This window comes from Murinocardiopsis flavida, from assembly GCF_003014485.1.
In the GTDB taxonomy this organism is placed as follows: domain Bacteria; phylum Actinomycetota; class Actinomycetes; order Streptosporangiales; family Streptosporangiaceae; genus Murinocardiopsis; species Murinocardiopsis flavida.
On the sequence record NZ_PYGA01000005.1, the window covers coordinates 252,481 to 277,269 of the forward strand.

22 protein-coding genes are annotated in these 24,789 nt (G+C 71.3%); 6 read left to right on the forward strand and 16 right to left on the reverse strand.

Annotated elements, in window-relative coordinates; genetic code table 11:
* Positions 1–28: 28 nt before the first annotated feature.
* From CLV63_RS09860 to ectA, 9 genes are all read right to left on the reverse strand, one after another.
* The gene (locus CLV63_RS09860) at positions 29–946 is read right to left on the reverse strand and encodes a CPBP family glutamic-type intramembrane protease (protein ID WP_146165538.1); all 918 of its coding nucleotides are present in this window, start codon (positions 944–946) and stop codon (positions 29–31) included.
* 200 nt (positions 947–1,146) lie between these two features.
* A complete protein-coding gene (ehuA, locus tag CLV63_RS09865) occupies positions 1,147–1,992 on the reverse strand; it encodes an ectoine/hydroxyectoine ABC transporter ATP-binding protein EhuA (protein ID WP_106582625.1) in 846 nt (281 codons plus the stop codon).
* Entirely contained in the window at positions 1,979–2,626 is a 648-nt protein-coding gene (gene ehuD, locus CLV63_RS09870; RefSeq protein WP_106582626.1) for an ectoine/hydroxyectoine ABC transporter permease subunit EhuD, read from the reverse strand. Before ehuD ends, ehuA begins: the two co-directional genes overlap by 14 nt.
* Positions 2,626–3,336, reverse strand: a complete 711-nt coding sequence (ehuC, locus tag CLV63_RS09875) for an ectoine/hydroxyectoine ABC transporter permease subunit EhuC (protein WP_106582627.1) — start codon at positions 3,334–3,336, stop codon at positions 2,626–2,628. Before ehuC ends, ehuD begins: the two co-directional genes overlap by 1 nt.
* A gap of 10 nt (positions 3,337–3,346) precedes the next feature.
* Complete coding sequence (gene ehuB / locus CLV63_RS09880) at positions 3,347–4,252, reverse strand: ectoine/hydroxyectoine ABC transporter substrate-binding protein EhuB (protein WP_245928688.1); 906 nt, start codon at positions 4,250–4,252, stop codon at positions 3,347–3,349.
* A 357-nt stretch (positions 4,253–4,609) separates the two neighbouring features.
* Entirely contained in the window at positions 4,610–5,485 is an 876-nt protein-coding gene (gene thpD, locus CLV63_RS09885; RefSeq protein WP_394339756.1) for an ectoine hydroxylase, read from the reverse strand.
* A 153-nt stretch (positions 5,486–5,638) separates the two neighbouring features.
* Positions 5,639–6,043 (reverse strand): ectoine synthase, encoded by a 405-nt coding sequence (locus tag CLV63_RS09890; protein WP_106582629.1) that lies wholly within the window; start codon positions 6,041–6,043, stop codon positions 5,639–5,641.
* 158 nt (positions 6,044–6,201) lie between these two features.
* A complete protein-coding gene (gene ectB, locus CLV63_RS09895; RefSeq protein WP_106582630.1) occupies positions 6,202–7,470 on the reverse strand; it encodes a diaminobutyrate--2-oxoglutarate transaminase in 1,269 nt (422 codons plus the stop codon).
* Positions 7,471–7,541: 71 nt separating this feature from the next.
* Positions 7,542–8,207 (reverse strand): diaminobutyrate acetyltransferase, encoded by a 666-nt coding sequence (gene ectA / locus CLV63_RS09900; RefSeq protein WP_342751373.1) that lies wholly within the window; start codon positions 8,205–8,207, stop codon positions 7,542–7,544.
* 691 nt (positions 8,208–8,898) lie between these two features.
* Between ectA and CLV63_RS09905 the strand changes: the two genes are divergently transcribed.
* The 3 genes from CLV63_RS09905 (at position 8,899) to CLV63_RS09915 (ending at position 10,598) form a co-directional block, all read left to right on the forward strand.
* Positions 8,899–9,162 (forward strand): WhiB family transcriptional regulator, encoded by a 264-nt coding sequence (locus CLV63_RS09905; protein ID WP_106582632.1) that lies wholly within the window; start codon positions 8,899–8,901, stop codon positions 9,160–9,162.
* A gap of 56 nt (positions 9,163–9,218) precedes the next feature.
* The gene (locus CLV63_RS09910) at positions 9,219–9,812 is read left to right on the forward strand and encodes a hypothetical protein (RefSeq protein WP_146165539.1); all 594 of its coding nucleotides are present in this window, start codon (positions 9,219–9,221) and stop codon (positions 9,810–9,812) included.
* Positions 9,813–9,950: 138 nt separating this feature from the next.
* Positions 9,951–10,598 carry a copper resistance CopC family protein gene (locus CLV63_RS09915; RefSeq protein WP_106582634.1) on the forward strand — a complete coding sequence of 216 codons (648 nt, stop codon included), beginning with the start codon at positions 9,951–9,953 and terminating at the stop codon, positions 10,596–10,598.
* Positions 10,599–10,679: 81 nt separating this feature from the next.
* Here CLV63_RS09915 and CLV63_RS09920 read toward each other — a convergent pair whose 3' ends face one another.
* Positions 10,680–11,441 carry a PP2C family protein-serine/threonine phosphatase gene (locus CLV63_RS09920; RefSeq protein ID WP_106582635.1) on the reverse strand — a complete coding sequence of 254 codons (762 nt, stop codon included), beginning with the start codon at positions 11,439–11,441 and terminating at the stop codon, positions 10,680–10,682.
* 588 nt (positions 11,442–12,029) lie between these two features.
* On the opposite strand from CLV63_RS09920, the gene CLV63_RS09925 reads away from it, so the two are divergent.
* Both CLV63_RS09925 and CLV63_RS09930 read left to right on the forward strand, forming a co-directional pair.
* Positions 12,030–13,274 carry a glycosyltransferase gene (locus tag CLV63_RS09925; protein WP_106582636.1) on the forward strand — a complete coding sequence of 415 codons (1,245 nt, stop codon included), beginning with the start codon at positions 12,030–12,032 and terminating at the stop codon, positions 13,272–13,274.
* A 224-nt stretch (positions 13,275–13,498) separates the two neighbouring features.
* On the forward strand, positions 13,499–14,644 hold the full coding sequence (locus CLV63_RS09930) for an anti-sigma factor RsbA family regulatory protein (RefSeq protein ID WP_106582637.1): 1,146 nt from the start codon (positions 13,499–13,501) through the stop codon (positions 14,642–14,644).
* Between the two features lie 39 nt (positions 14,645–14,683).
* Here the strand turns inward: CLV63_RS09930 and CLV63_RS09935 are convergent, their stop codons facing one another.
* Positions 14,684–15,043 (reverse strand): STAS domain-containing protein, encoded by a 360-nt coding sequence (locus tag CLV63_RS09935; protein ID WP_106582638.1) that lies wholly within the window; start codon positions 15,041–15,043, stop codon positions 14,684–14,686.
* A 205-nt stretch (positions 15,044–15,248) separates the two neighbouring features.
* Positions 15,249–16,001, reverse strand: coding sequence for an ANTAR domain-containing response regulator (locus CLV63_RS09940; protein ID WP_106582639.1), 753 nt, complete (start codon positions 15,999–16,001; stop codon positions 15,249–15,251).
* A gap of 254 nt (positions 16,002–16,255) precedes the next feature.
* Here CLV63_RS09940 and CLV63_RS09945 point away from each other — a divergent pair, with 254 nt between their 5' ends.
* Complete coding sequence (locus CLV63_RS09945; protein ID WP_106582640.1) at positions 16,256–17,419, forward strand: PAS domain-containing protein; 1,164 nt, start codon at positions 16,256–16,258, stop codon at positions 17,417–17,419.
* 7 nt (positions 17,420–17,426) lie between these two features.
* Here CLV63_RS09945 and CLV63_RS09950 read toward each other — a convergent pair whose 3' ends face one another.
* From CLV63_RS09950 to CLV63_RS09965, 4 genes are all read right to left on the reverse strand, one after another.
* Positions 17,427–17,606 (reverse strand): hypothetical protein, encoded by a 180-nt coding sequence (locus CLV63_RS09950; protein ID WP_106582641.1) that lies wholly within the window; start codon positions 17,604–17,606, stop codon positions 17,427–17,429.
* 119 nt (positions 17,607–17,725) lie between these two features.
* Positions 17,726–18,706 carry a hypothetical protein gene (locus tag CLV63_RS09955; RefSeq protein ID WP_146165540.1) on the reverse strand — a complete coding sequence of 327 codons (981 nt, stop codon included), beginning with the start codon at positions 18,704–18,706 and terminating at the stop codon, positions 17,726–17,728.
* 548 nt (positions 18,707–19,254) lie between these two features.
* Entirely contained in the window at positions 19,255–19,887 is a 633-nt protein-coding gene (locus CLV63_RS09960) for a response regulator (protein ID WP_106582643.1), read from the reverse strand.
* Positions 19,888–19,892: 5 nt separating this feature from the next.
* The gene (locus CLV63_RS09965; protein ID WP_106582644.1) at positions 19,893–24,425 is read right to left on the reverse strand and encodes a HAMP domain-containing protein; all 4,533 of its coding nucleotides are present in this window, start codon (positions 24,423–24,425) and stop codon (positions 19,893–19,895) included.
* Positions 24,426–24,789: the final 364 nt, after the last annotated feature.

The window sequence follows — 24,789 nt, forward strand, 5'->3', positions numbered from 1 at the left end:
GCACCCCCGTGCGGGCCGCGCCCGGCCGTCAGCCGACGAGGTCCATCGTGGGGATGACGAGCAGCGAGATGACGCCGATGCGCAGCAGCAGGGTCAGCCAGATGTTGCGGTACATCGACCACACGAAGCCGTAGAGCAGGCCGAGGATGCCGTAGGACGCGAGGGCGAAGTCGACGCCGCGCATGGCGAGGGGCCCGGCCGGCCCGGGGAACGCGCTGTAGCGGCCCAGCAGCGCGTAGGTGAGCGCGTAGACCACCGACGCCGCCAGGATCCCGGCCCACCGGCCCAGGAGCAGTTCCAGCCGGGTTTGCAGCAGCGCGCGGAAGAACAGCTCCTCGGGGACGACGACCGCGGCGAGGGCCAGCCCGATCAGCAGGGCGAGCGGAGTGAACGGGGCACGGAACTCGACGGCGGCGACAACGGCCAGGCACAGCAGGACGGGCACGAGTCCGAGCCAGCGCCAGCGCTCGGCCGGGAGGTCAATCCGCATGGCGAGGGAGGCCATGCTCCGGCCCGCGCTGACCGTGAATCCCGCCCGGTCGGTGAACAGCAGCGGCACGACGAACAGGAAGAGCACCCGCATCACCGGCGCAGCGAGGAGGAGGAAGTCGGCGGAGAACAGGCCGAAGAGCCAGGCGAGAGCGACACTTCCGCCGAGGAAGCCGAGGAGGCACACCGCGAGCCAGCACACCTCCCTGCCGAGGGAGTGCTCGGCGAGCGCGTCCCGCACGGCGGTGTCGAGGCTCGTGCGGTCGGCGAACACGGCGAACGCCCAGACCAGCGGGATCCCGACGAGGGGCGCCAACCACACGGCCCACAGCCCCTCGGGCACGTCCCCGGTGTCGTTGCCGGCGCCGATGAAGAGCGGCCCCGGCAGCACGCTCACCAGCGCGAGGGCATAGAGGACGAGGCAGCCCACCACCACCGGACCGCGCACTGCTCTCACTGGTCGTCCCCCTTGGCGGTGGGCCGCATTCCGCGCCCACCACCGGCAACATCACCTACCTGGCTATATAACTGAAAGTAACTTAATGGGCGACAAATGTCGCCGACCGTGGCGCGTGGTGGCGCGGTCGTCGCGGTGCGGCCGCCGTCCCCGGGGGGACGGTGTGTCACGGACGGCGGCCGCGTGCCGGGGCCTCGGGGTCAGCCCTCCAGGACGGCGTGCAGGAACTCCCGAGTGCGGTCCTCGGCGGGCGCGCCGAAGATCTGGTCGGGCGGCCCCTCCTCGACGATCTTGCCCTTGTCGAACATCAGCACCCGGTGCGAGACGTCCTTGGCGAACTGCATCTCATGCGTCACCGACAGCATGGTGATGTCGGTGGTGCGCGCGATCTCCCGGAGGACGTCGAGGACGCCCGCGACGAGTTCGGGGTCGAGCGCCGAGGTCACCTCGTCGAGGAGCAGGATCTCCGGGCGCATCGCCAGCGCCCTGGCGATCGCGACCCGCTGCTGCTGGCCGCCGGAGAGCTGGGTGGGGTGCGCGTCGATGCGCTCCTTCAGCCCCACCATGTCGAGCAGCTCCGCCGCCCGCTGGTCGGCCTCGTCGCGCGAGACACCGAGCGTGTGGATCGGCGACTCGGTGATGTTGCGGCGCACCGTCATGTTCGGGAACAGGTTGAACTGCTGGAACACCATCCCGATCTTCTTGCGCACCTCGCGCTGGTGCTGCTCGCCGGCCTTGACGAGGTCGGTGCCCTTGTACTCGTGGCTCAGCGGGTCGCCGTTGACCCAGATCACGCCGTCGGTGACGTGCTCAAGGGTCATCAGCAGCCGCAGGATAGTGGTCTTGCCCGAACCGCTCGGCCCGATGAGCGACACCCGCTGCCCCGGCTGGACGCTGAAGTCCAGGTGGTCGAGGACGGTGTTGTCGCCGTACCGCTTGACCACCTTGTCGAACCGGATCAGGGGGGAGCCCTCTTCGCTGCGGGGCTTGGGGACCCCGGCCGCGGCCTCCCGGGCGGCGGGGGTGTTGTCGTCAGACTGCGGCATAGCGTCGCTCCAGGAATCGGATCACTACCGCGGAGAGCACGCTCACGATGATGAAGAGCACACCGACCGTGGAGATCATTTCGAGGTACTTGAAGTTCGTGCCGGCGAGCTCGTTCGCCTTGAACAGCATCTCGGGCACCGTGATGGCGAACAGCAGCGGCGTGTCCTTGAACATCGCGATGAGGTAGTTGCCGAGGGCCGGGATCACCCTGCGGATCGCCTGCGGCAGGATCACGGCCGTCCACATGCGGCCCGGGGAGATGCTGAGCGCCCGGCCGGCCTCCCACTGGCCCTTGGGGATGCCCTCGATGCCGGACCGGTAGACCTCGGCCGTGTAGGCGGCGTAGTGCAGCCCCAGGCCGATGATGCCGGCCGCCAGCGGGCCCAGGCTGATGCCGAACCCGGGCAGCACGTAGAACAGGAAGAACAGTTGGACGAGCAACGGCGTGCAGCGGATGAACTCCATGATCCAGTGCACGGTCCAGGCGACGGGCCGCGGCGCGCTGCGCCGCGCGATCGCGACGAGCAGCCCGAGCACCAGCGCGACGACGTAGCCCACCGCCGTCGCGAGGATGGTGAGCTGGAGCCCTTCGATCAGCGCGGGGAAGTTGTCCCCGATGAATCCCCAGTCCATTACGCCGCACCTCCCGCGCCGGCAACGGCCGGCGTGCTCTTCTTGGCCTTGAGCGGCTCACGGCCCAGCCGCCGGTTCGCGCTGCGCTCCGCCATCCGCATGAAGTACAGGAAGACCTGCGCCAGCAGGAAGTACATGACCAGCGCGGCGGTGTAGGCCGCGAGGGTCTGGCCGGTGAAGGCCCGCACCTGGTCGCCGACGAAGGTCAGGTCAGAGACCGCGATCAGCGAGACCACGGCGCTGCCCTTCATCAGCTCGATGATGAGGTTCCCGAAGGTGGGCAGCATCTGCGCCCACGCCTGCGGCAGGATCACCGAGCGCAGGCGCTGCGCCGGGGTGAAGTTGAGCGCGATGGTCGCCTCGTACTGGGCGGCCGGCACGGCCTTGATGGCGCCGCGCACGTTCTCGGCGCCGTAGGCGCCGACGTTCAGCCCGAGTGCCAGGATCGCGGCGAACACCGGGTCGAGCAGGTACCCGGTGACCAGCGGCATCGCGTAGAACATCCAGAACATCAGGACCAGGGCCGCGACGCCGCGGAACACCTCGACGTAGATGCTCGCGACGGCGCGCGCGACCCGGCTGCGCAGTGTGCCGAGGATCCCGACGGACATGGCGATCACGAAGGCCAGCGCGCAGCCGCCCACGGTGATCAGCAGCGTGTAGAGCGCCCCGTTGATGTACAGGGGCAGTGAATCGGTGATGAAGTCCATCTGGATCCCCTCAGGCTTCGCACAGTTGCCGGGCCGTCAGGTCGCCGGGCAGCTCCTGCTCGGAGAACCCGAACGGTTCGATGATCTCCAGCAGCCGGCCGCTCTGCTTGAACTCCTCCAGCTTTCCGTTGAAGGCGTCCCGCATGCTCCCGTCGTCCTGCCGCAGCGCAAAGCCCCCGCCGCCGATGATCTTCTCGCCCTTCTCGTCGAGAGGGAAGAACCCCTCGGTGACCTCGAAGGGGCCCTTGCGCAGGTCGAGCATCCAGCGCAGCGAGATCGCGGTGAGCGCGACGGCGTCGACCCGGCCGGTCTCCAGCAGCTCGTAGCAGCTCGGCGCGTCGGGACCGGTCTGCACCTGCCCCTCGGGCACGCCCTGGTCCTTCGCCATGTCCGCCTCGACGGTCGCGACCATGACGCACAGCGTCAGGTCGGGGTTCTCCTTGAACGCGCCGAAGGTCGTGATGCCGTTCGGGTTGCCCTCGGGCACCATGAACGCGGTGCGGCTGAGGTACTCGGGATTGGTGAAGGAGACCTCGAGGCAGCGTTCCGGGATGATGGCCATCCCCGCCGCCACCATGTCGAACTGCCCGCCGACCAGGCCGGGGATCAGCCCGTCGAACTTGACGGAGACGCCGTCGACGGTGTCGACGCCCAACTCCTTGAAGATCGCACGGGCGAGTTCGGGGGACTCGCCCGTGAGCTGGCCGGTCGCCAGGTCGGTGTAGCCGTAGGGCGCCTCGTTGGCGAACCCGACGGTGATGAAGCCCTGCTCCTTGATGCGGTCGAAGGTGTTACCGGTCCCAATGCGCGAGCAGGAGCTCAACAGTGTCGGGGCGAACACTGCCGCCAGCCCCGCCCCACCGGCCCTGGTGAGAAAGCGGCGGCGGTCCATGCTGCTCCCCCTGATTCGTGTCATGTGCGAACTCCTCGGGAACCAGCTCGGCGCCCTCCTCTGTGAGGAGGGCGCCGTGCCGTGCGGGATGAACGTGTACGGGTCGGGGCGCCGCGCACGGCTCACTGCGCTCAGTTCTCATGGGGGAGAGCACGCGTCATGAGCCACACGGAAGCGGTCCCAACCTCTCGGACCATGCGGCGTCGAAGCCTCTGGTCAGTCACAGATAACCGTAAAGCGGCCCTGCCCGCCACTGATGGGCCCGTAACGCCCGGGCCGTGATGGTTTGTGAACCGTGACCGTTCCGATTGACACGCGACACCAACGCGCCCGATGTCGTCCCGTCTGCGCCCGATCACCCGTATCCGCTGTCGGGCGGTGTCAGCGGACGGGCGTGAAGTCGCGCGCGCCGATGAACTCCGGGCGGGGCGACGGCGCGGAGTACGGCTCCACGCAGGCGTTCTCGACGCTGTTGAACACGATGAACACGTTCGAGCGGGGGAACGGGGAGATGTTGCCCGCGGAGCCGTGCATGCAGTTGCTGTCGAAGAACAGCCCGGCGCCCGCCGGGCCGGTGAGCAGGTCGATCCCGTGCTTGTCGGCGAGGATGCCGAGGCTGGCCTGGTCGGGCGTGCCGACCCGCTGCCCCTTCAGCGACTCCCGGTAGTGCCCGTCGGGGGTCTCGCCGACGCAGCTCACGAAGGTCTTGTGCGAGCCGGGGATGATCATCAGCGAACCGTTGTAGGGGTGGTTCGGGGTCAGCGCCAGCGACAGGCTCACGGCGCGCGGCGCCGGCATGCCGTCCTCGGCGTGCCACGTCTCGAAGTCGGAGTGCCAGTAGAAGTCGCCGCCGCCGAAACCGGGCTTGTAGTTGACCCGGGTCTGGTGCACATACACGTCGGAGCCCAGGATCTGGCGGGCGCGGCCCACGACGCGGGGGTCGCGGACCAGCGCGGCGAACACCTCGCTGAGCTTGTGGACCTCGAAGATGGAGCGGACCTCGTCGGAGCCGTGCTCGATGACGGTGCGCTCGTCGGCGCGGACCGCCTCGTCGGCGCGGAGCCGGTCGAGTTCGGCCTGGTAGGCGCCGACCTCGGCGGGGGTGACGAGCGCGTCCTCCTGGTGGTAGCCCTTCGCGTCGAACCCGTCGAGTTCGCCGCCGCTCAGCGGGCCGTCGTCGGGCCCGCCGCGAACGGCGCGCTCGCGCCGGTACAGCAGCGCGGGCTCGGCGTTCTTGCGGGTCGGGTAGTCGTCCATGGTCGGCTGCTCGAATTGAGTCGTCAACACAGTCATGGCCATACCCCGGTGGGGTTCACTCCTCAGGTGGGTTCCTGGTGGGCGCCCGACCCGCCACACGCGGGCCCGGCGGGCCGACCGGCCGGCGGCGGCACCGCCGGCCGGTCGACGCGGTCAGCCGACGGGTTCGCCGTCGACCGTCAGCAGCGGGTACACGCCGTTCTCGTCGTGCACCTCCCTGCCGGTGACGGGCGGGTTGAAGACGCAGAGCACCCGGAAGTCCGTCTTGGGGCGGACCGTGTGGTGCTCGTGCCCGTCGAGCAGGTACAGGGATCCCGGGGTGATCAGGTGCTTCTCCCCGGTCTCGTCGTTGGTGATCTCGGCCTCGCCTTCGATGCAGTGCACGAGCTCGATGTGGTTCGCGTACCAGAAGCTCGACTCGGTGCCCGCGTAGAGGACGGTCTCGTGGAACGAGAAGCCGACTCCGTCCTTCGCCAACACGATCCGGCGGCTGCGCCAGTTCTCCGTCTTGATGTCGGCTTCGGTGTCGTTGACGTCATCCATACTGCGAATGATCACGGTGTCTGCTCCTCATCTGACATGCGCGCGATTTTCGGTGGTGTCCACGGCGGTCCCGGGCGCAACGGAACGCCCCGCCCTGCGTTTCTACACGCCGGGTGCACCCGCGCGCACGAGGCGATCCCACCTGAATTTCCGAATCCCGAACCGGCCTCCGATCAGGCCGGTTGCGGCACGGCGCCCACCGCCGCGCGGACGGAATCGCGGATGATGTCGAGGCCCGTCTCCAGCTCCTCCGTGGTGACCGTCAGCGGCGGCAGGAGCTTGGCGACCTCGTCCTCCGGGCCGGACGTCTCCATCAGCAGGCCGCGGTCGAACGCCTCCTTGCACACCTTCTTCGCGACGCCCTCCCTGTCGAACGCCAGCCCCCGCGCGAGGCCGCGCCCGCGGACGTGCGCACCGGTCTCGGGGAACTCCTCGGCGATGGCGGTGAGGCGCGCCTCGACCAGGTCGCCCTTGACCCCCGTCTCCTTCTCCAGGGCGTCGTCGGCCCAGAACCGCTTCAGGGCCGCGGTGCCGGTGACGAAGGCCGGGTTGGGGCCGCGGAAGGTGCCGTTGTGCTCGCCGGGCTCCCACACGTCGAGTTCGCGCTTGAACAGGGTCAGCGCCATCGGCAGGCCGTATCCGCTGATCGACTTCGAGAGGGTCACGATGTCGGGCACGATCCCGGCGTGCTCGAAGCTGAAGAACGGGCCGGTCCGGCCGCAGCCCATCTGGATGTCGTCGGCGATCAGCAGGATCTCGTGCTGGGCGCACAGTTCGGCGAGGCCCTGGAGCCATCCGGCGCTGGCGACGTTGATGCCGCCCTCGCCCTGGACCGTCTCGACGATGACCGCCGCCGGCTTGTCCAGCCCGCTCCCGCTGTCCTCCAGCAGGCTGCGCAGCCACAGGAAGTCGGGGGTCTGACCGTCCATGTAGTTGTCGAACGGCATCGTGGCCGAGTGGCCCAGCGGCACCCCGGCGCCGCCGCGCTTCATCGAGTTGCCCGTGACGGCGAGCGCGCCCAGGGTCATCCCGTGGAAGCCGTTGGTGAAGCTGACGACGGTCTCGCGGCCGGTGTACTTGCGCGCGAGCTTCAGGGCGGCCTCGACGGCGTTGTTGCCCGCCGGCCCGGGGAACTGGACCTTGTAGTCGAGCCCGCGCGGTTTCAGGATCACCTCTCCGAAGGTGTCCAGGAAGTCGCGTTTGGCGGTGCTGTAGGCGTCGAGGCTGTGCACCACGCCGTCGGCGAGCAGGTAGTCGATCAGCGGGTTCTTCAGCTCGGGGTTGTTGTGCCCGTAGTTGAGCGACCCGGCTCCCGCGAAGAAGTCCAGGTAGGGACGGCCGGTCTCGTCGTGGATGTAGCTGCCTCGCGCCTCGTTGAAAACGACCGGCCAGCCACGGGAGTAGCTGCGGACCTCTGATTCGAGGCGTTCGAAGATCTCCATCGTGATTCCTTGGATCCTTTCCCCATTGGGGTGGTGTCGGGGGACGGACTGCGGTGCCGTCGCCGGCGCGCTCAGGCCAGGCCGATGCGCACCAGTTCCTCGGGGTCGTGTGCTGCCCCGTCGGGGAAGTGCGACCTCTCGAACAGCGGTGTCCAGACCGGCTCTGTGCCGCGCTCGCGGGCGAAGGACGCGAAGAGCGCGCGCGATGCGGCGTTGCCGGGTGTGACGGTGGCCTCCAGTCGGTGGACGCCGTTGCCGGCGACGCGGTCGCCGATACAGCGCAGCATCCGCCCGGCCAGGCCCTGGCCCCGCATGGCGGGATCGACGGCGACCTGCCAGAGGAAGTAGCAGTCGGGGTCGTCGGGCCGGATGTAGCCGATGACGAAGCCGCGTACCGTCCCGCCGGGGTCGAGGGCCGCGACCGAGGACGCGGCGAAGTCCCGGCACCAGAGGGCGTAGGCGTAGGGCGAGTTGACGTCGAGGCCGGCGTCGCCCGCCAGCCGCCACAATTGGCGGCCGTGTTCCAACGCGGGCGGGACCAGCGTCAGGGCGGACCCGGTGTCCGGTCGCTCCGTACCGGCACCGCCGTCACCACTGTCACCGCCGGCACCGCCGTCACCGGCACCGGTGCCGCCGCCGTCAGAGCCTTCGGCGGGGTCGGCCGCGCTGCCCCCGGCGCTGTGCGGCCGGGTGGTCTGGTCGTCGCTTTCCGTGGGCTCGAACTGTTGAAGGGGCACGTCGCAGGAACGTAGCGCACGAATCTGAGCGGGATCCGCGGCGATGTGCCCGCCCATGTTTCACCGCATGGCCTGCGGGTATGGCTAGCCCCTTTACCCCTGGTCGAGGGCTCGGAGAGGGGTGCCCCCACCGTCCGCGGGGCACCCGGGCATCGCGTTGTATCGCGTTCTCAGCAGGCGGTTCGCGAGGGTCCGGAGGAGGCGTCGGCGCGGGTGCGCGGCCCGGCGCTCCGGGGTCGGTCACAGCGGGTCACAGCCAAACATAGAGCAGGCGCGGCGAATTTTAAGGATGAGGTAAGTCACAGCAAATTCCGACGAATCACCCCTTGGCGGCCGAAGCGGCCGCATACCGCGTTTCCCCATCAGCAACTCGGTGCGCCATTCGGTCGCCCCGCGGCTCCGCCCGCCGCCCCCGCCGCAGCGGCCGACGGCGGCCCGTTTTCCGCACGCGCGTTCGACCGGTCATCCTTTGCACCGCCGAGTGCAAAAACACCGTTCACGCCATTGCATCCGAACGGAATTTTTAGCAGACTTCGCGTAGTACGACCTGACGTAGTACTACAATAAGTCGAGGCGCGAGGGGGGCACCGGAACACCGGTCTCCACCCCGCACACGCGGTGCCGCACGTCGGCACGCTTCCCGATGGCAGCGATGCCATGCAGGACACGAACCAGGAATCGGAGGCGCCTGGTGAACCGCCTTTACCACGAAAGCGAAGACTGGGTCCGCCACGGCGCGTGCCGCCGCTACGACCCCGAGCTGTTCTTCCCCGTCAGCTCGGTCGGCCCGGGCGGCAGCGACGCGGAGCTCGCCAAGGCGATCTGCCGCAGCTGCCCCGTGCGCCAGGAGTGCCTGACCTGGGCGCTGCGCGCGGGCGAAGCCGACGGCGTCTGGGGCGGGACGACCCCGGAGGAGCGCCGGTACCTGCGCCGCGAGCTCGCACCGGCCGTCTGACCCCCACCGGCGACCGCTGGTGACCCGCAGCCGACGATCGGCTAGGTTCTGACAACGTGCGAACTCCCGCTCAAGGCATCCTGTGGGCGCTCCGCACGGCGGTCCTCGCCGTGGGGTGCACCGGCCTGGCCTGGGGCGGGCACATCGCCGCCGGGGGCGACCCCGGCGGCGCGGCGTCCGGGCCCGCTCTCGCGGCCGCGACCCTCCTCACCGCGCTCCCACTGGCCCGGTTCACCAGCGAGCAGCGCGGCTTCGGCGAGATATTCGCCGTCCTCGCCGCCGCCCAGGTGGTCCTGCACCTGCTCTTCCAGGCCGCGGCCCCCGCGACGGCCGACCACCTCGCCGCGATGACCGGCGGCCCGGGATCGGCACAGCACGGCCACGCCCTGTTCGGCTACTCCGCCGGGATGCTCGTGGCGCACCTGTGGGCCGCGCTCCTCGCCGCCGCGCTGCTGAGCCGCGGCGAACACGCCCTGTGGACCCTCCTCGGCCTCATCGACCGCGCCGTGCCCGCACTGCTCCGCGCGCCGGGCACCGTCCTCACCCTGGGCACGGCGCCCCGCACACCGGGGCCCCCGGCGGCCCTGCCGCGCACGGCCGCAGCGGGCCGCCCGCGGACCCGGGCCCCGCCCGTTCGGGCCGCGGCCTGACCCGCACGGGTCGGCCGCACGGCACCCCCTGAGTCCCGCCGTCCCGCGGAACCGCGCCTACCCGCGGCCCCCGCAGGACGCGATGATCCGCCGCGGCCGTCCGCGCCGCGCGCCCGTGCTCGAACGAAGAGGTCCCTCATGTCCACCGCCACGCCCACCACGCCCGCGGTCCGCCGCTGGGCCGTACTCCTCACCGCTTTCGCCGCGGCCTCGGCCGCCGCTCTCGGCCAGGCCCCCGGTGCACTCGCGCACAACACGCTCATCAGCTCCTCGCCCGAAGACGGCAAGAGCGTCGGCACCGCTCCCGACGAGATCGTGCTGACCTTCAACGACGACGTCATGGAGGGCGGCAACGGCATCGTCGTCACCGCGCCGGGCGGCACCCAGGTGCAGGACGGCGAGGCGGCGATCGACGGCCCCGAGGCGTCCGTCGGCCTGGAATCGCTGACCGAGGCCGGCGAGTACACCGTCGACTACCGGATCATCTCCGCCGACGGCCACCCGCTGAAGGACAAGCTGACCTTCACCCTCACCGAGGAGGGCGTCGCCGAGCCGTCGCCGAGCGCGTCCCCCGCCGGCGGCGGGGAGCAGGAGAGCACGCCCGCACCGGCCGCCGACAGCACGCCCGACGACCCGATGAGCGCGCTCGGCCCGGTGGGCGGCGCCATCGGCGCGATCGCGCTCATCGGCATCATCGTCATCCTGCTGCTGCGGCTGCGCGGCCGCCGCCCCGGCGGCGGGGACGGGGACAGCGGCGGCACCGGCGGCACCGGCGGCACTGAGTAGCCGGAGCCCTGTGGCATGCGAACGGCCGCGCCCCGTGCTCGGGGCGCGGCCGTTCGCATGCCTTCAGTGCATCAAGTGCCGTCAGTGCCTGCGGAGCAGCAGGATGCTGATGTTGTCGCGGCCGCCGGCCTCCATCGCGGCCTTCCACAGCGTGTGGACGGCGGCGTCGTCGCCGGTCGACTCGGACAGGATGTGCTCCATCTCCTCGAGCGACACCAGGTCCGACAGCCCGTCGCTGCACATCAGCCACGCGCCGGGGCCCGGCTCGGGGTCGGCGCCGACATGCGGGGTCATGGCGGTGGACCCGCTGCCGCCGAGCGACTGGGTGATGAAGTTCGTCGTGACCGGCTTGCCGTCCTCCGAGGGGGGCAGCGCCGGGGAGTCGTCCTGGGAGAGCTGCCGCATCCGCGAGCCTTCGAGGCGGTAGGTGCGGGAGTCGCCGACGTTGAACCAGAAGCTGCCGTCGGGGGTGAGGAGCATCCCGGCGACCGTGGTGCCCATGCCGGAGAACTCCGAATGCTGGAGGGCGTGCTCCTTGATCTCGTCGTCGATGTGCCGCAGCAGGGTGTCGACGTCCTCGGGTCCGTTCAACTGGTGATTGCTCTCGGCCATCCGGTGGACGGCGTGCTCGGAGGCGATCTCTCCGGCCGCGTGCCCACCGAGGCCGTCGGCGACGGCGATGACGACCGGACCGGTCAAGGGAAGATCGCAGCGCGCCGGCGCGTCCATGTCGGCGCCCGCGACGGTGAGCGCACCCAAGACCACGGCGTCCTCGTTCGCCTGGCGCACGGCGCCCCGGTGCGTCAGGGCCGTGACCGTGACTGCCCTGCCATCGACACCCATGCGCACTACCTCCTGTTTCATAAGCAGTTCCGCCCGCACATTACTCCGCGCGAACCGCCGCACAGTCCCAAGCGGCGCCCCATCCGGACCAGGGTTGCGGCGCATTGATCATGTAACCGTATCGGGGGTCGGGCGACCATGGTCAAAACACGCGTACATCATGACGGAAATCGGCGAGATGCGCAGTTTCCGAGCGCAGAACGGAGCCGTGCACCGCGCGATCGGCGGCCGTCCGCACTGGACCGCCGCGGCCCATTCGGGACGGGCGGCAGCGGAGACAGCGACGGTTGTCGGATCGGCCGCGCGCGTGACACAATGACACGGACCGGGTGTCTAAGACGCAGACACGCCTTCGCCTTCGCGCTCATGTGTTGGTGCTCGTCGATTCGAGCCGCCATGGGCGTTTTTCGCTTCCCCGATCAAGGCCGTGGTTCCCATGCGTCCGCCCGCTCTCGCCATCCCGCAGCACACCAGTCCGACCGCCCGTCCCGCCTCCGGCGTGCGCGAATCCCCGCTCCGCACACGCCGGACCCGGGCACGGGCGTTTCGGACCGCCGCCGATCGCCCTCGTCAAGGGAGGATCCCCACGTGAAGATCGCTCTGGTCGCCGAACACACCGCACCGCTCACCGCGCACAAGGGCGAACCCACGGATGGCGAGAGTGTGCACATCGCCGCGCTCGCCCGCCACCTCGCCCGGCTCGGCCACAAGGTCGCCGTCTACGCCCGGCGCGACACACCCGACGCACCCGAACGCACCCGCATGGGCCGCGGCGTCACGGTCGACCACCTGCCCGCGGGCCCCGAGCGCCCGCTCAGCGGCCAGGAGGCCGTCGCCCACACGGGCGCGTTCGCCGAGGCCCTCGCCGCGGCGCTCACCGAGGACGTCCCCGACGTCGTCCACGCCTTCGGGTGGGACAGCGGACTCGCGGCCATGTCGGCCGCCCGCGGGTTCCCCGACGGCGGCGCGCCCCCCGTAGTCCAGACCTTCCACTCGCTGAACGCCGCCGAGCACCGCGCCGGGCTGCCGAAGCAGGCCGACCGGATCCGCATGGAGTCCGCCGTCGCGGGCAGCGCCGACCGGATCATCGTCACAGCGGCCGACCAGCGGTTCGAGCTGGCCCGCATGGGCGTCCCCCGCTCCCACGTGTCCGTCGTGCCGTTCGGCGTCGACACCGAGCAGTTCGGGCCCGACGGCGCCGTCACGGCGGCCCCCTGGAGGACCCGCAGGGACGAGCGGACCCGCATCGTCACCGTGGCGGGCCTTGGCCGCGTCGACGGCGTCCACGCGCTCGTCCAGAGCATGGCCAGGGTGCCGGGCACCGAACTGGTCGTCGTCGGCGGACCCCACCCCGACGACCTCGCCATCGACGCCGACGCCCGCCGCCTCCACCTCCTCGCCAAGGAGGCCAAGGTCGAGGACCGGATCACCCTGGTCGGCGCCATGGACCGCAAGGAACTGCCGAAGCTGCTGCGCTCCGCCGACCTGTACGTCTCGGCGTCGGCCTACGACCCGTTCGGCGGCGCCGTCCTGGAGGCCATGTCCTGCGGGCTGCCCGTTGTCGCCACCGCGACCGGCCCCACCACCGGGTCCGTCCTGCACGGCACCACCGGGCTGCTGCTGCGCTCGACCCGCCCCGACGCGCTCGCCCGCGCGATGCGCGGCCTCACCGGCGACCCCACCATGCGCACGGCGTTCAGCATCGCCGGTGTCGACCGCTCCCAGTCGCGGTACGGCTGGGAGCGCGTCGCGGCCGAGACCGTCCAGGTCTACGAGTCCGCCCTGCCGGGGACGGCGGCCGACCCCGAGCTCGTCGCCGAGGAAGCGAGCTAGGCAATGCCCCGCAGGCCGCCCCGGCGGCCGCGGCGCGTCCCCGGGCCGGCGCCCGGCGGGTTCGTCCGGCATGTTCCGCGGACCATGCTGATTCGCCGGTCCCAGATCGGGCACGAACCACCAAGCGCGCCGGGACGACGGCACCGGACCGTCCCGGCCGACCGGAAGGCGCACCCGCGCCTTCCGCGGCAGCGAGACGGGCGGGACCGCTGAGGACGGGTGGCATGAGTTCACAGGCGCACGTCGACGACGCCACGGGGGCGCACGCGGCGCACCAGTTCACCGGCCAGGGGCCCGCCGCCCGTGCGGGGCCCGGCGCCGAACCGGTCGGCCCCGCACCGATGCCGCGCGGCGCCGACCGCAGGCAGCGCCCGCCCGCGAACCCCGACAAGGGCGCCGCCGGCCGCGGCGCGCCGCCCGGCCGGCCCGCAGCACCCGACCGCCGCGCCCGGCACACCGGCGCGTTCTTCACCACGGCGGCCGAACTGCACGCGCTGGTCGTCCCCTGGCTGCAGCAGGGCCTCGCCAACGGCGACCACGTCGTGGCCGCGCTGCCCGACGCGCACATCGGCGCCCTCCGCGCGGCGCTGACCCCCGCGGAGCGCGCCGCCGTCGACTTCACCGCGCACCGCGACTTCTGCGCGGCCCCCGGGCGCACCATGGCGCTGCTGCACCGGCTCACGGTGCTGCACCCCGGCGGGGTGACCGTCGCCTGGCAGCCCGACGTGCCGCTGCACGACCCGCTGGCGCTGCGCGAATGGCGCGGCTTCGACGCCGTCCTCGACTCCGCGCTGGCCCGCGACCCCATCGACCTGCTGTGCGTCCACGACTCCGCGGCGCTGCCCCCGGCGGAGCGGTCCGCGATCGTGCGCAGCCACCGGGTGTTCCCCGCGCCGCACCGGCCGGGACCGCGCTCCTGGAGCCACGCCGCGACACCCGGCCCGCCGCCGCGCCGCGAACCGCTCCCCGAGCCCCGCCCGCCGATCCGGCGGCTGGGCGTCGACCCCGACCTCGCCGCACTGCGCGACCGCGTCATCGGCGCGGCCGCCGAGTTCGGGATGCCCCGCGGCAGGGTCGGCGACCTCGCCGTCGCCGTCAACGAGCTCGCCGCCAACGTCCTGGAGCACGGGCCGGGCGCGGGCGGCATCGCACTGTGGCGGACGCCGGGCCGCGGCGGCGTTCGGCCCCGGCTGGTCTGCGACGTGTTCGACACCGGCGGCGGGCTGACCGACCCGTTCAGCGGCTACTTCCCCACCGACGCGTTCAGCGTCCGCGGCTACGGCCTGTGGATCACCCGCCAGGTCAGCGACTTCATGGAGGTGCGCGGCGGGTCGGCCGGATCGCTGGTGCGGCTGCACTTCACGATGTGAGCCGCCCGCGCCCCTGCCGCCTGGCCGCCGCAGGGCCGCCTACTGCTCGCGGACCAGCTTGACCGCGCGCTGGAGGTCGTCCTCGACCGTCATGACCTGGTCGATGCCCGCGATGGTGAAGAGGCGGTGCACGGTGCGCTGCGGCGCGGCGATGATCAGCCCCACCCCGAGGTCGCGCGCCTGGCGGTAGGAGGCGACGAGGGCCCCAATGCAGCGGGAGTCGCAGAACCCCACCCCCGACATGTCGACGACCACGCCGCGCATGGGCTCGGCCGAGGCGAAGACGGAGTCGAGCACGGCGGAGAACCGGGACGAGGTCATCGCGTCCAAGTCTCCCTCGGGGACCACCACGACGACTCCGGCCTCGGTCCGGGTCGCGATCTGGAACTTGGATGTCACGCTGGAGCCCCTCGCTCGTTCCGCGCCGGAACCGACCACAGCGCCGCGCCCGCCGCCCGGGGCGGCCGCGGTCGCGCAGCGCGCCCGCTGATCGTCACCTTAGCGCCATTCCCGCAGGCGCAGTAGATCCACTCGGCCCTTGCGAAAACGCTTCCGACCGCCGCACCGCCCCGGCACCGGCGGCCGGTGCCCCGCCGCCGACCGGTCAGCGCGCCCCCTCCATGTTCTCGGCCACCAGGTGCCGGGCGACGTCGGCGACCTTCATCCGGTTGCGCTGCGCGACCCGGCGCAGCTCCTCGAACGCCGCGGCGGCGTCGCAGCCGCGCGCGTGCATCAGGATGCCCTTGGCCTGGTCGATCACCCCGCGGGAGGACATAGCGCGGCGCATGTGGGCGGCCTCGCGCGCCGCGCCGATGTAGCGGCCTGCGTTGTGCGTCGCGGCGGCGGAGTGCTCGGCCAGCAGGGCGACCAGCGGCAGGATCACCTCGTTGTCGAACGCGTTCGGCCGGCTCGAATGCACGCCGAACGTGACCGCGCCGTCGTCCATCGGGCACGCGGCCTCGACGGTGGACCGCACACCGCACCGCACGGCCATACTTGTGTACAGGGGCCACCGGTCGTCGTCGCGCAGGACGTCGGCCACCGAGACGGGGCGCATCCAGCGGACCGCCTCGACCGACGGGCCCTGATCGGTGCGGTACTGGTGCTCGAACGCCGCGGCGAGGTCGGGGTGCGAGGCCGCGTAGTCGACCACGACGTGCCTGCGGTCGCCCGCGCCGCCGCCGACACCGCCCGCCGCGTCGTCCCCCGCGCCGACCTCGCGCCACAGCACGATGATCGCCGCCGAGCAGCCGGGGACCCCGCGCGCCGCGGCGCTGCTCATGAGGTCGAGCGCGCGCTCCGGTGTGCTCTCACTGCCGAGTGCGCTGATGTCGCGGGCCAGACGTTCGATCCACATCCGCGGCACTACCCCCTTCTCCATGCGGCGCGCCGGCCCGGCACCGGCTGCCGACCGGGGTGCCGCCCTGGGAATCCGGGACCGCGCCTGACTCCACGGTAACCAGCGTGGGGATCCGGTCGGACATGCGTTAGCGTCGTGGCGACGGCCTTCGTACCCCCCGCGGCACCCCGGTGCCCGTGCCGCGCGGCGCCAGAGCGCCCGCGCCACCCCGCTCCGCAGATCCCGGTCCCACACCCCATGGAGCAGCAACCGTGCACGACAACCTCGCCGATCTCGAACGCGACATCAGTGATCTGGGCGAGCGCGCGGCGGCACTGCGCTCCACCCACGCGATGTACCCGGGCGACTCCGCGTCGACGGCCGAGGCGGCCCTCGCCGAACTCGGCTACGCCGAGCAGCTCCTCCGCGACTGCGGCGCGCGCCTCGCCGAGGACGCCGCCCCCGCCCGGCGCGCGGGCGGCGACGAGGAGCGCACGCTGCTGCGCGCCGTCTTCACCGAGCTGAGCGTGCCCGTCGTGCTGCTCGACCACGAGGGCCACATCCGCAGGATCAACACCGTAGGCGCCGAGCGGCTCGGCAGCAGCAGCGGCTTCCTGACCGGCAAGCCGCTGTCGATCTTCGTCGACCTGCGCCGCCGCGCGGCGATGCGCTCCCGGCTCGCCGCCGTGCTGCGCGGCGGCGAGGCCGCGACGTTCGACTCCCGGCTCGCGCGGCGCGGCTGGGCCGAGGACGTGCACCTGACACTGACCCGCATGGACGTCGCGACCGAGACGAATCCGCTGGTGCTCGTGGTGATGTCGGCGCCGTTGCGCACACCCGATGACGACTCCCCCGCACCGCTGGAGGCGGAGATCGAGGACCAGGTCGTCGTCCTCGGCGCGCGCCGCCTCGACGTCCTCACCCGCATGACCCGGCTGCTGCTGCGCAGCGCCGGCCCCGGCGGGGCCGGTGAGCCGCTGGCGCTCTACGACGCGGCGGCGCTCCTCGCCGACTCCTACGCCGACTGGGTCGTCATCGACGTCTGCGACCGGGCGGACGACTCGACCCGGCCGCGGCGGGCCGCCGTGGCGACGTCCGAGGCCGGGGCCGCCGACCGCGGCGCCCTGGTCGCGGCGCTCGACCCGGCGGCGAGTCCCCTGCCACGCGACGTTCTCACCAGCGGCAACTCGGTACTGCATCCGCTGATCGAGGACGACTCGCTGCTCGGCTCGGCCCCCGACGGCGTACCGGCGCTGAGCACGCTCGCCGCCGGCTCGCTGATGTGCGTTCCACTCACCGGCAGCCGCGGGGTGCGGGGCGCGCTCACCCTGATCCGGCGCAGCAACCGCGCGTCGTTCCGGCTCGCCGACCTCGGCCTGATCGAGGAGATCGGCGAGCACATCGGGTTGGCGCTGCCGCCGCGCGAGGCCGGGTAGCGGACCGTCAGGCCCACCCCGAGGTCATGAGGCGGCCGGAGCCGTCGCAGCACGCGCACGGGATCGGCACGACCATCTCGCCGACCGGTTCGTCGGCCGGGCGGTCGGGGCGCATGCTGCGGAAACCCGTCACCGAGATGCGGACGCCGGTGCCGAGGCAGTCGGGGCAGACGATGGCGAGGTCCATGCCGCCGACACTACGTGACCCGGAGTTCCCCCGGCTTGCCCCCGGGGCCCACCGGGACGGCGAAGGGGCGGGCGCCCGTGCGGCGCCCGCCCCCTACTGCTCACCCGGCTCGAACCGGATCAGGACTCGCTGTCGACCGCACCGGTCTTGCGCCGGCGGGCGAGGTACATCGCCGCGCCGCCGCCGCCGACCGCGACAGCGGCCGCTGCGACCAGGCCGCCGAGGGCGGTGCCGGTGACGGGCAGGCTGCTGTCGTCGTTGCCGCCGCCGGCGTTGCCGCCGTCAGTGGGCTTGGCGGAGGGGGTCGGCTTCTCGTCGTCCTCCGTGGGCTCGGCCGTCGGGCTCGGCTCGGCGGTCTTGGTGGGCTCGGGCTCCTTGGTCGGAGTGGGCTTGGGGTCGGGGGTCTCGATGGGGTCGCCGGTGACGTCGACCGTGTGGAAGATCGCGCCGCCCGACGGCGTGCACACGGTGGAGCCGTCGCCCTTGACGGTCACCGTGATCTTGCCGGGCGCGAACTTCAGCGCACCCGGCTTGTTCGGGGTGACGGACCCGGTGATGGGGCCGAACTCCAGGCTGCCGTTGGTGTACTTGGCACCCGTGCCGCGGACCGAGGCGGACTTCGCGGGGGCGGCGTCGCCGCTGGTCTTGAAGTCGACCTTGGCGCTGACATTCTTGGCCGAGGGCTCCTCGCCGCCGCTGTAGTACCAGCGGGACTCGAACTCGCTCAGCTCCATGGCGATGGGCGCGCCGGTCTCGCCTGCGGGCGGGGTGTTCAGGACGACCTTGATGTCGCCGCCGTCGACCGACTGGCCCTTGAAGGTGCAGCGGTAGGTGGTCTCGACCTGCTCGCCGCCCTTCTTCTGGGTCTGCACACCGGTGTCGGCGTTCTCGGGCGCCTCGCCGCCCTTGTCGGCCTCGCCGCCCTTGTCGGTGCCGGGCAGCTCGGGCTTCCCGGCCTCCGGGGTCTCGATGGCCGGGGACTTCGCGGGGGCTTCGCCGTCGACCGCAAGGGCCGCGGGGGCGGCGGCGACCAGGGCGCCGAAGCCCACGAACGCGGCGGTCGCGAAGCCGGCTGCGGTGCGGGTCATCATTCGGGACACGTGTTCTTCTCCAAGGGGATAGCCGACAGGTCCAGGACAGCGCGGTCCGCACGGCACGAGCACAGCGCTCGGCGCGGACGCGGTCCAAAGAAACGGTCGCCAGGCGGTTCGGCCGACGAGGCGGCGAACCGGGGTCAAGGAGGCCGGTTCGGGGCCTCGCACCCAGCGGGGCCGGTGGTCGAACTCGACGGGCACCGGCCGGTACGGAGATCACTTTAGCCACATAGGGCGCAGTCGGGCAGTACCGCCCCCCTGCTCCGCTTACCCGTCTTTTATGCCGCAGGCCACACCGAACCGGGCGGCATCACCCAGCGCGATGGCGAATCGGCGGGATTGCGGATATTTCCCGGTACGTGATCACGTTCCGTGGCGAGAATCGCGGTTTGTCTCGATCGGATGTCGGCCCGAACGCCGGTGGCCGGATCCGGACGCGCCAAGGACTAGCCAGGGCAGCGCGTGTTCTGCCATTCCGGCGCCGTCGCCCCGACCGGTTCGGGGGCGGCCACCCAGAGTCACGGCTCGGGTCACTCCCCGAGTCACTCCCCGAGTCACTCCTCCGGGCCGCGCAGCGCCTCGACGAGTGTGCGCAGCCGGCCCAGGGAGTCGTCGAGCTCGCGCACCGCCTGCGCCGCCCGCGGGTCGGAGTCGCCCACGCCCTGCTCGCGCAGCCGCCCCAGCGCGCCGCCGACCTCGGTGACCCGGGTGACCAGCTGGTCGACGACGCTCGGCGCCGACGCGCCGGACTGCTCCTCCATGTCGCGTTGCAGCACCCGCGCCTGGTCGCGGAGCTGCTGCTTGGTGTGGTGGAGCTCGACGAACACCTCGACCTTCGAGCGCAGCACCCACGGGTCGAACGGCTTGGTCAGGTAGTCGATGGACCGCGACGCGTACCCCCGGAACACCTGGTGGCGGTCGAGCCCCGCACCGGTCAGGAAGATGATCGGGATGTCCTTGGTCTTCTCCCGCTGCTTGATGTGCGCGGCGGTCTCGAACCCGTCCATCCCCGGCATCATGACGTCGAGCAGGATGACCGCGAAGTCGTCCTCCAAGAGCGCCTTGAGCGCCGCCTCACCGGAGCTCGCCCGCACCAGGTTCTGGTCGAGCGAGGTGAGCACGGCCTCCAATGCGGTGAGGTTGTCGTCGCGGTCGTCGACGAGGAGGATGTTCGCCTTCTGCGGCACGTCTGCTACTCCTGCTCTGCTTCCCTGGAACTGTCCCTGGAACTGTCCCTGGGGCTTTCCCCGGAACTGCGGTCCGCTCCGGCGGCGGGCCCGCCGCCGGAGCCGTTCTCGGCGCCATCGGCCACCGGCCCGTCGGGCTGCGCCGCCGCCCACTCGTCGGCGGCAGCGCCGGGCTCCGGCGGCGCCTCCGGGTCCAACCACCCCCGCATCACGTTCAGCAGGTGATCGAGGTCGACCGGCTTGGTCACGTAGTCGGACGCGCCGGCGTCGAGGCTGCGCTCCCGGTCGCCCTGCATGGCCTTGGCGGTCAGCGAGATGACGGGCAGCTCCGCGAACTGCGGCATCTCGCGGATGGCCCGGGTGGTGGCGTTGCCGTCGAGCTCCGGCATCATGATGTCCATCAGTACCAGGGCGATGTCCTCGTCGGCCTCCAGCTTCTCGATTCCCGAACGGCCGTTGTCGGAGTAGATGACCCGCAGGCCGTGCGCCTCCAGCGCACTGGTGAGCGCGAACACGTTGCGGATGTCGTCGTCGACGATCAGCACCTTGCGGCCGCGCAGCACCGCGTCGCGCCGGGGGTCGTGCGCGACCTCGGCCGAACCGCCCTCCTCGCCGGCCTGCTCGGCAGGCTTCAGGACGGGCGGGGCCGGGTCGGGTGCCGCGGCGGGCGGGTCGTCGTCGGCCGGCGCGCCGACCGGTGCCGCGCGCCCGCCGAGGGCTGCGAGGGCCGACCCGCCCACCGGGCCGCCGGGCTCGGAGAATCCGGCGCCGTACCCCTCGATGGCGGGGGTCTCGCCGGCGCCGCGGTCGCGCCCCAGCGGGTCGTGCGCCAGCGACTCCCTGGTCATGGCGTCCATGCCCAGTGACTCGCGGGAGAACGCGCCGGTGGTGAACGAATCGTGGGTGAGGACGTGCACCGGGTCGACGGAGTCGTCGAGCCGCTCCACGGTGCCCTCGGGCAGCCGCACCGGCAGCAGCAGGGTGAACGTGCTGCCCTCGGACGGGGTGCTCTGCACGCGGATCTCGCCGCCGAGCAGCTGGGCCATGTTGCGGCTGATGGACAGGCCGAGGCCGGTCCCGCCGTATCTGCGGCTGGTGCCGCCCTCGGCCTGCTGGAACGCCTCGAAGATGACCTGGAGCTTGTCGTCGGCGATGCCGATGCCGGTGTCGACCACCGAGAAGGCGATGACCTCGTCGTTCTCGCCGAACATGTCGAGGTCGGCGTCGTCGAGCGCCCACCCCGGCTCGATCAGCAGCCGGACCTCGCCGCTGTTGGTGAACTTCACCGAGTTGGACAGCAGGTTGCGCAGCACCTGCTGGAGGCGCTGCTCGTCGGTCCACAGCGAGTTGGGGATGTCGGGCGACACCTCGACGGCGAACGCCAGCCCCTTGTCGTGCGCCATGGGTCGGAACGACGCCTCGACGTAGTCGACCAGGGTGCCGATGGGGACGTCGGCGGGGCGCAGCTCCATGCGGCCCGCCTCGACCTTGGAGAGGTCCAGGATCTCGTCGATGAGCCGCAGCAGGTCGCTGCCCGCCTTGTGGATGGTCTGCGCGAACTCCACCTGCTTGGAGGTGAGGTTCTGCTCGGTGTTGTCGGCGAGCAGCCGCGCCAGGATCAGCAGGCTGTTCAGCGGCGTGCGGAGCTCGTGCGACATGTTCGCGAGGAACTCCGACTTGTACTTCGAGGAGATCTGGAGCTGGTGCGCGCGGTCCTCCAGCGAACGGCGGGCCCGCTCGATCTGCTTGTTCTGGAGTTCGATGGCGCGGTTCTGGCTCGCGAGCTGCCCCGCCTTGCTGTGCAGCTCGGCGTTCTTGCGGCGCAGCTCCTCCTGCTGGCGCTGCAACTCGTTGGAGCGCTCCTGGAGGGCGGTGGTGAGGTTCTGCGACTGGGCCAGCAGGTACTCGGTGCGCGAGTTCGCCATGATCGTGTTGATCGTGGTGCCGATGAGGCCGACGAGCTGGCGCAGGAAGTCCAGGTGGATCTCGCGGAACCGCTCGTAGGACGCCACCTCGATGACGCCGAGCACCCGGTCGTCGGAGACGATCGGGAAGATCGCCAGGCTCAGCGGCGGCGCGTGCCCCAGCCCGGAGCGGACCTCCACGTAGTCCTGGGGGACGTTGTGGACGATCAGCTCCTGTTTGAGGCTGATGGCCTCGCCTGCGAGCCCCATGCCGGCGCTGACCCTGGCGCTGGAGTCGGCCGGCTGGTAGCCGTAGCCGCCGAAGAACCGGTAGGTCTGCTCGTTGTCGTCGTCCTCGGGCAGGAAGCACGCGCCGTGCTGCGCCTCGACCAGCGGCGCGACCTCCGACATGATCAGCCGCGCGAGGTCGTTGAGGTCGCGGTGGCCCTGGATGAGGCTGGAGATGCGCGCGACGTTGCTCTTCAGCCAGTCCTGGTCGCGCTGCGCCGCCGTGGTGGTGCGCAGGTTGGTCACCATCAGGTTGACGTTGTCCTTGAGGCTCGCCATCTCGCCGCGGGCGTCGACCTGGATGGAGCGGGTGAGGTCGCCGGCCGTGACCGCGCTCGCCACCTCGGCGATGGCGCGGACCTGGGTGGTGAGGTTGCCGGCCAGCTCGTTCACGCTGTCGGTGAGCTGCTTCCAGGTGCCCGACACACCGTCGACCTTCGCCTGGCCGCCCAGCTTGCCCTCGGAGCCCACTTCGTCGGCGACGCGGGTGACCTCCTTGGCGAAGGAGTCGAGCTGGTCGACCATCGTGTTCACGGTGTCCTTGAGCTCCAGCATCTCGCCCTGGACGTCGACCGTGATCTTCTTCTTCAGGTCGCCCTTCGCGACGGCCGTGGTGACCTGCGAGATGTTACGCACCTGGTTGGTGAGGTTGAGCGACATCGAGTTGACGTTCTGGGTGAGGTCCTTCCAGATGCCCGACACGCCCTTGACCTCGGCGCGCCCGCCGAGCTTGCCCTCGGTGCCCACCTCGCGCGCCACCCGCGTGACCTCGTCGGCGAACGCCGACAGCTGGTCGACCATCACGTTGATGGTGTCCTTCATCTCCAGCATCTCGCCCTTGGCGTTGACGGTCACCTTCTTGGTGAGGTCGCCCTTCGCGACCGCCGAGGTGACCCCCGAGATGTTGCGCACCTGGTGGGTGAGGTTGTTCGCCATGGAGTTGACGTTGTCGGTGAGGTCCTTCCACACACCGGACACGCCGCGGACGTGCGCCTGCCCGCCGAGCTTGCCCTCGGTGCCGACCTCGCGGGCCATGCGGTTGACCTCGTCGGCGAACGCCGACAGCTGGTCGACCATCGTGTTCACGGTGTCCTTCAACTCCAGGATCTCGCCCTGCGCGTCGACCGTGATCTTCTTGCCGAGGTCGCCCTGCGCCACGGCGGAGGTCACCTGGGCGATGTTGCGCACCTGGTGGGTGAGGCTGTAGCCCATGGAGTTGACGTTGTCGGTGAGGTCCTTCCAGATGCCCGACACGCCCTTGACGTCGGCGCGCCCGCCGAGCTTGCCCTCGGTGCCCACCTCGCGCGCCACCCGCGTGACCTCGTCGGCGAAGGAGTCGAGCTGGTCGACCATCGTGTTCACGGTGTTCTTCAGCGAGAGCATCTCGCCCTGGACGTCGACCGTCACCTTCTTGCGCAGGTCGCCCTCTGCGACGGCGGTCGTGACGTCGGCGATGTCGCGGACCTGGTTGGTGAGGTTGTCGGCCATGGAGTTGACGTTGTCGGTGAGGTCCTTCCAGATGCCCGACACGCCCTTGACGTTCGCCCGGCCGCCGAGCTTGCCCTCGGTGCCCACCTCGCGCGCCACCCGCGTGACCTCGTCGGCGAAGGAGTCGAGTTGGTCGACCATCGTGTTGAAGGTGTCCTTGAGCTGGAGCATCTCGCCCTGGACGTCGACCGTCACCTTGCGGTTCAGCTCACCGCGCGCCACAGCGGTCGTGACCTCGGAGATGTCGCGCACCTGCGCGGTCAGCCGCGACGCCATGCGGTTCACCGCCTCGGTGACGTCGCGCCAGGCGCCCGAGACGTCCTCGACCTCGGCGCTGCCGCCGAGCTTGCCCTCGGTGCCCACCTCGCGGGCCACCCGCGTGACCTCCTTGGTGAACCCCGACATCTGGTCGGCCATGCGGTTCACCGAGGTCGCCAGCCGCAGCAGGTCGCCGTGCAGCGGGCCGTGCCTGGTCGACAGGTCCACCCGCTTGTCGAGGTCGCCGCCCGCAACGGAGTCGAGGATCTGGGCGACCGAGGTGACCGGCTCGCTCACCTCGTCGAGCAACTGGTTGAGGGCGCGCACGCTCGACCCCCACGCGCCGGCGTCGGGGTTCACCGACACGCGCTCGGTGAGCCGCCCCTCGGTGCCGACGACCTCGCCGACGCGCTGCAACTCGCTGCTCAACTGGTCGCAGTGGTCGAGAACCTGGTTGAAGACGGTCGCGACCTCCCCGTACTTGCCTTCGGCAGTACGGTGCAGCCGTACACTGAAGTCGCCGTCGCGCATGCTGTACAGGGCGTCGAGCAGCTCGTCGATCTGCGCCTCCGACGCTGCCGTCCGGGTCGCCTCGGGCATCAAAGTCCCTCCTCCGCCGCTCGTGCGCCGTCTTCACCGCAGGCCCCGGCCACCCGTGCCGGATCGCGGTGCCCTACGTTAACCGGGCGGGCCGCCCGTACTGCACGGTATGACCCCGATGGTGCTGTTCTCCAGTGCCGACAGATACTTGTAGCGGGCCGAACGCCTCCCGCGGGCCCGGGGCGCCTTGGTCAGCCGGGCGAGTGGACGCCGGGCCGGGGCCTCCCCCATCATGGACGACCGCAGGCGAATCGGTGACCCGATTGGGGCCGTTTCGGGATCTAGGCCGGGCAGCAGAGGCGGGTATGGGTTAATCGTGCTGACGAAACCGCCGCCGATCGCGCCGTTCGACATTCACCGCACC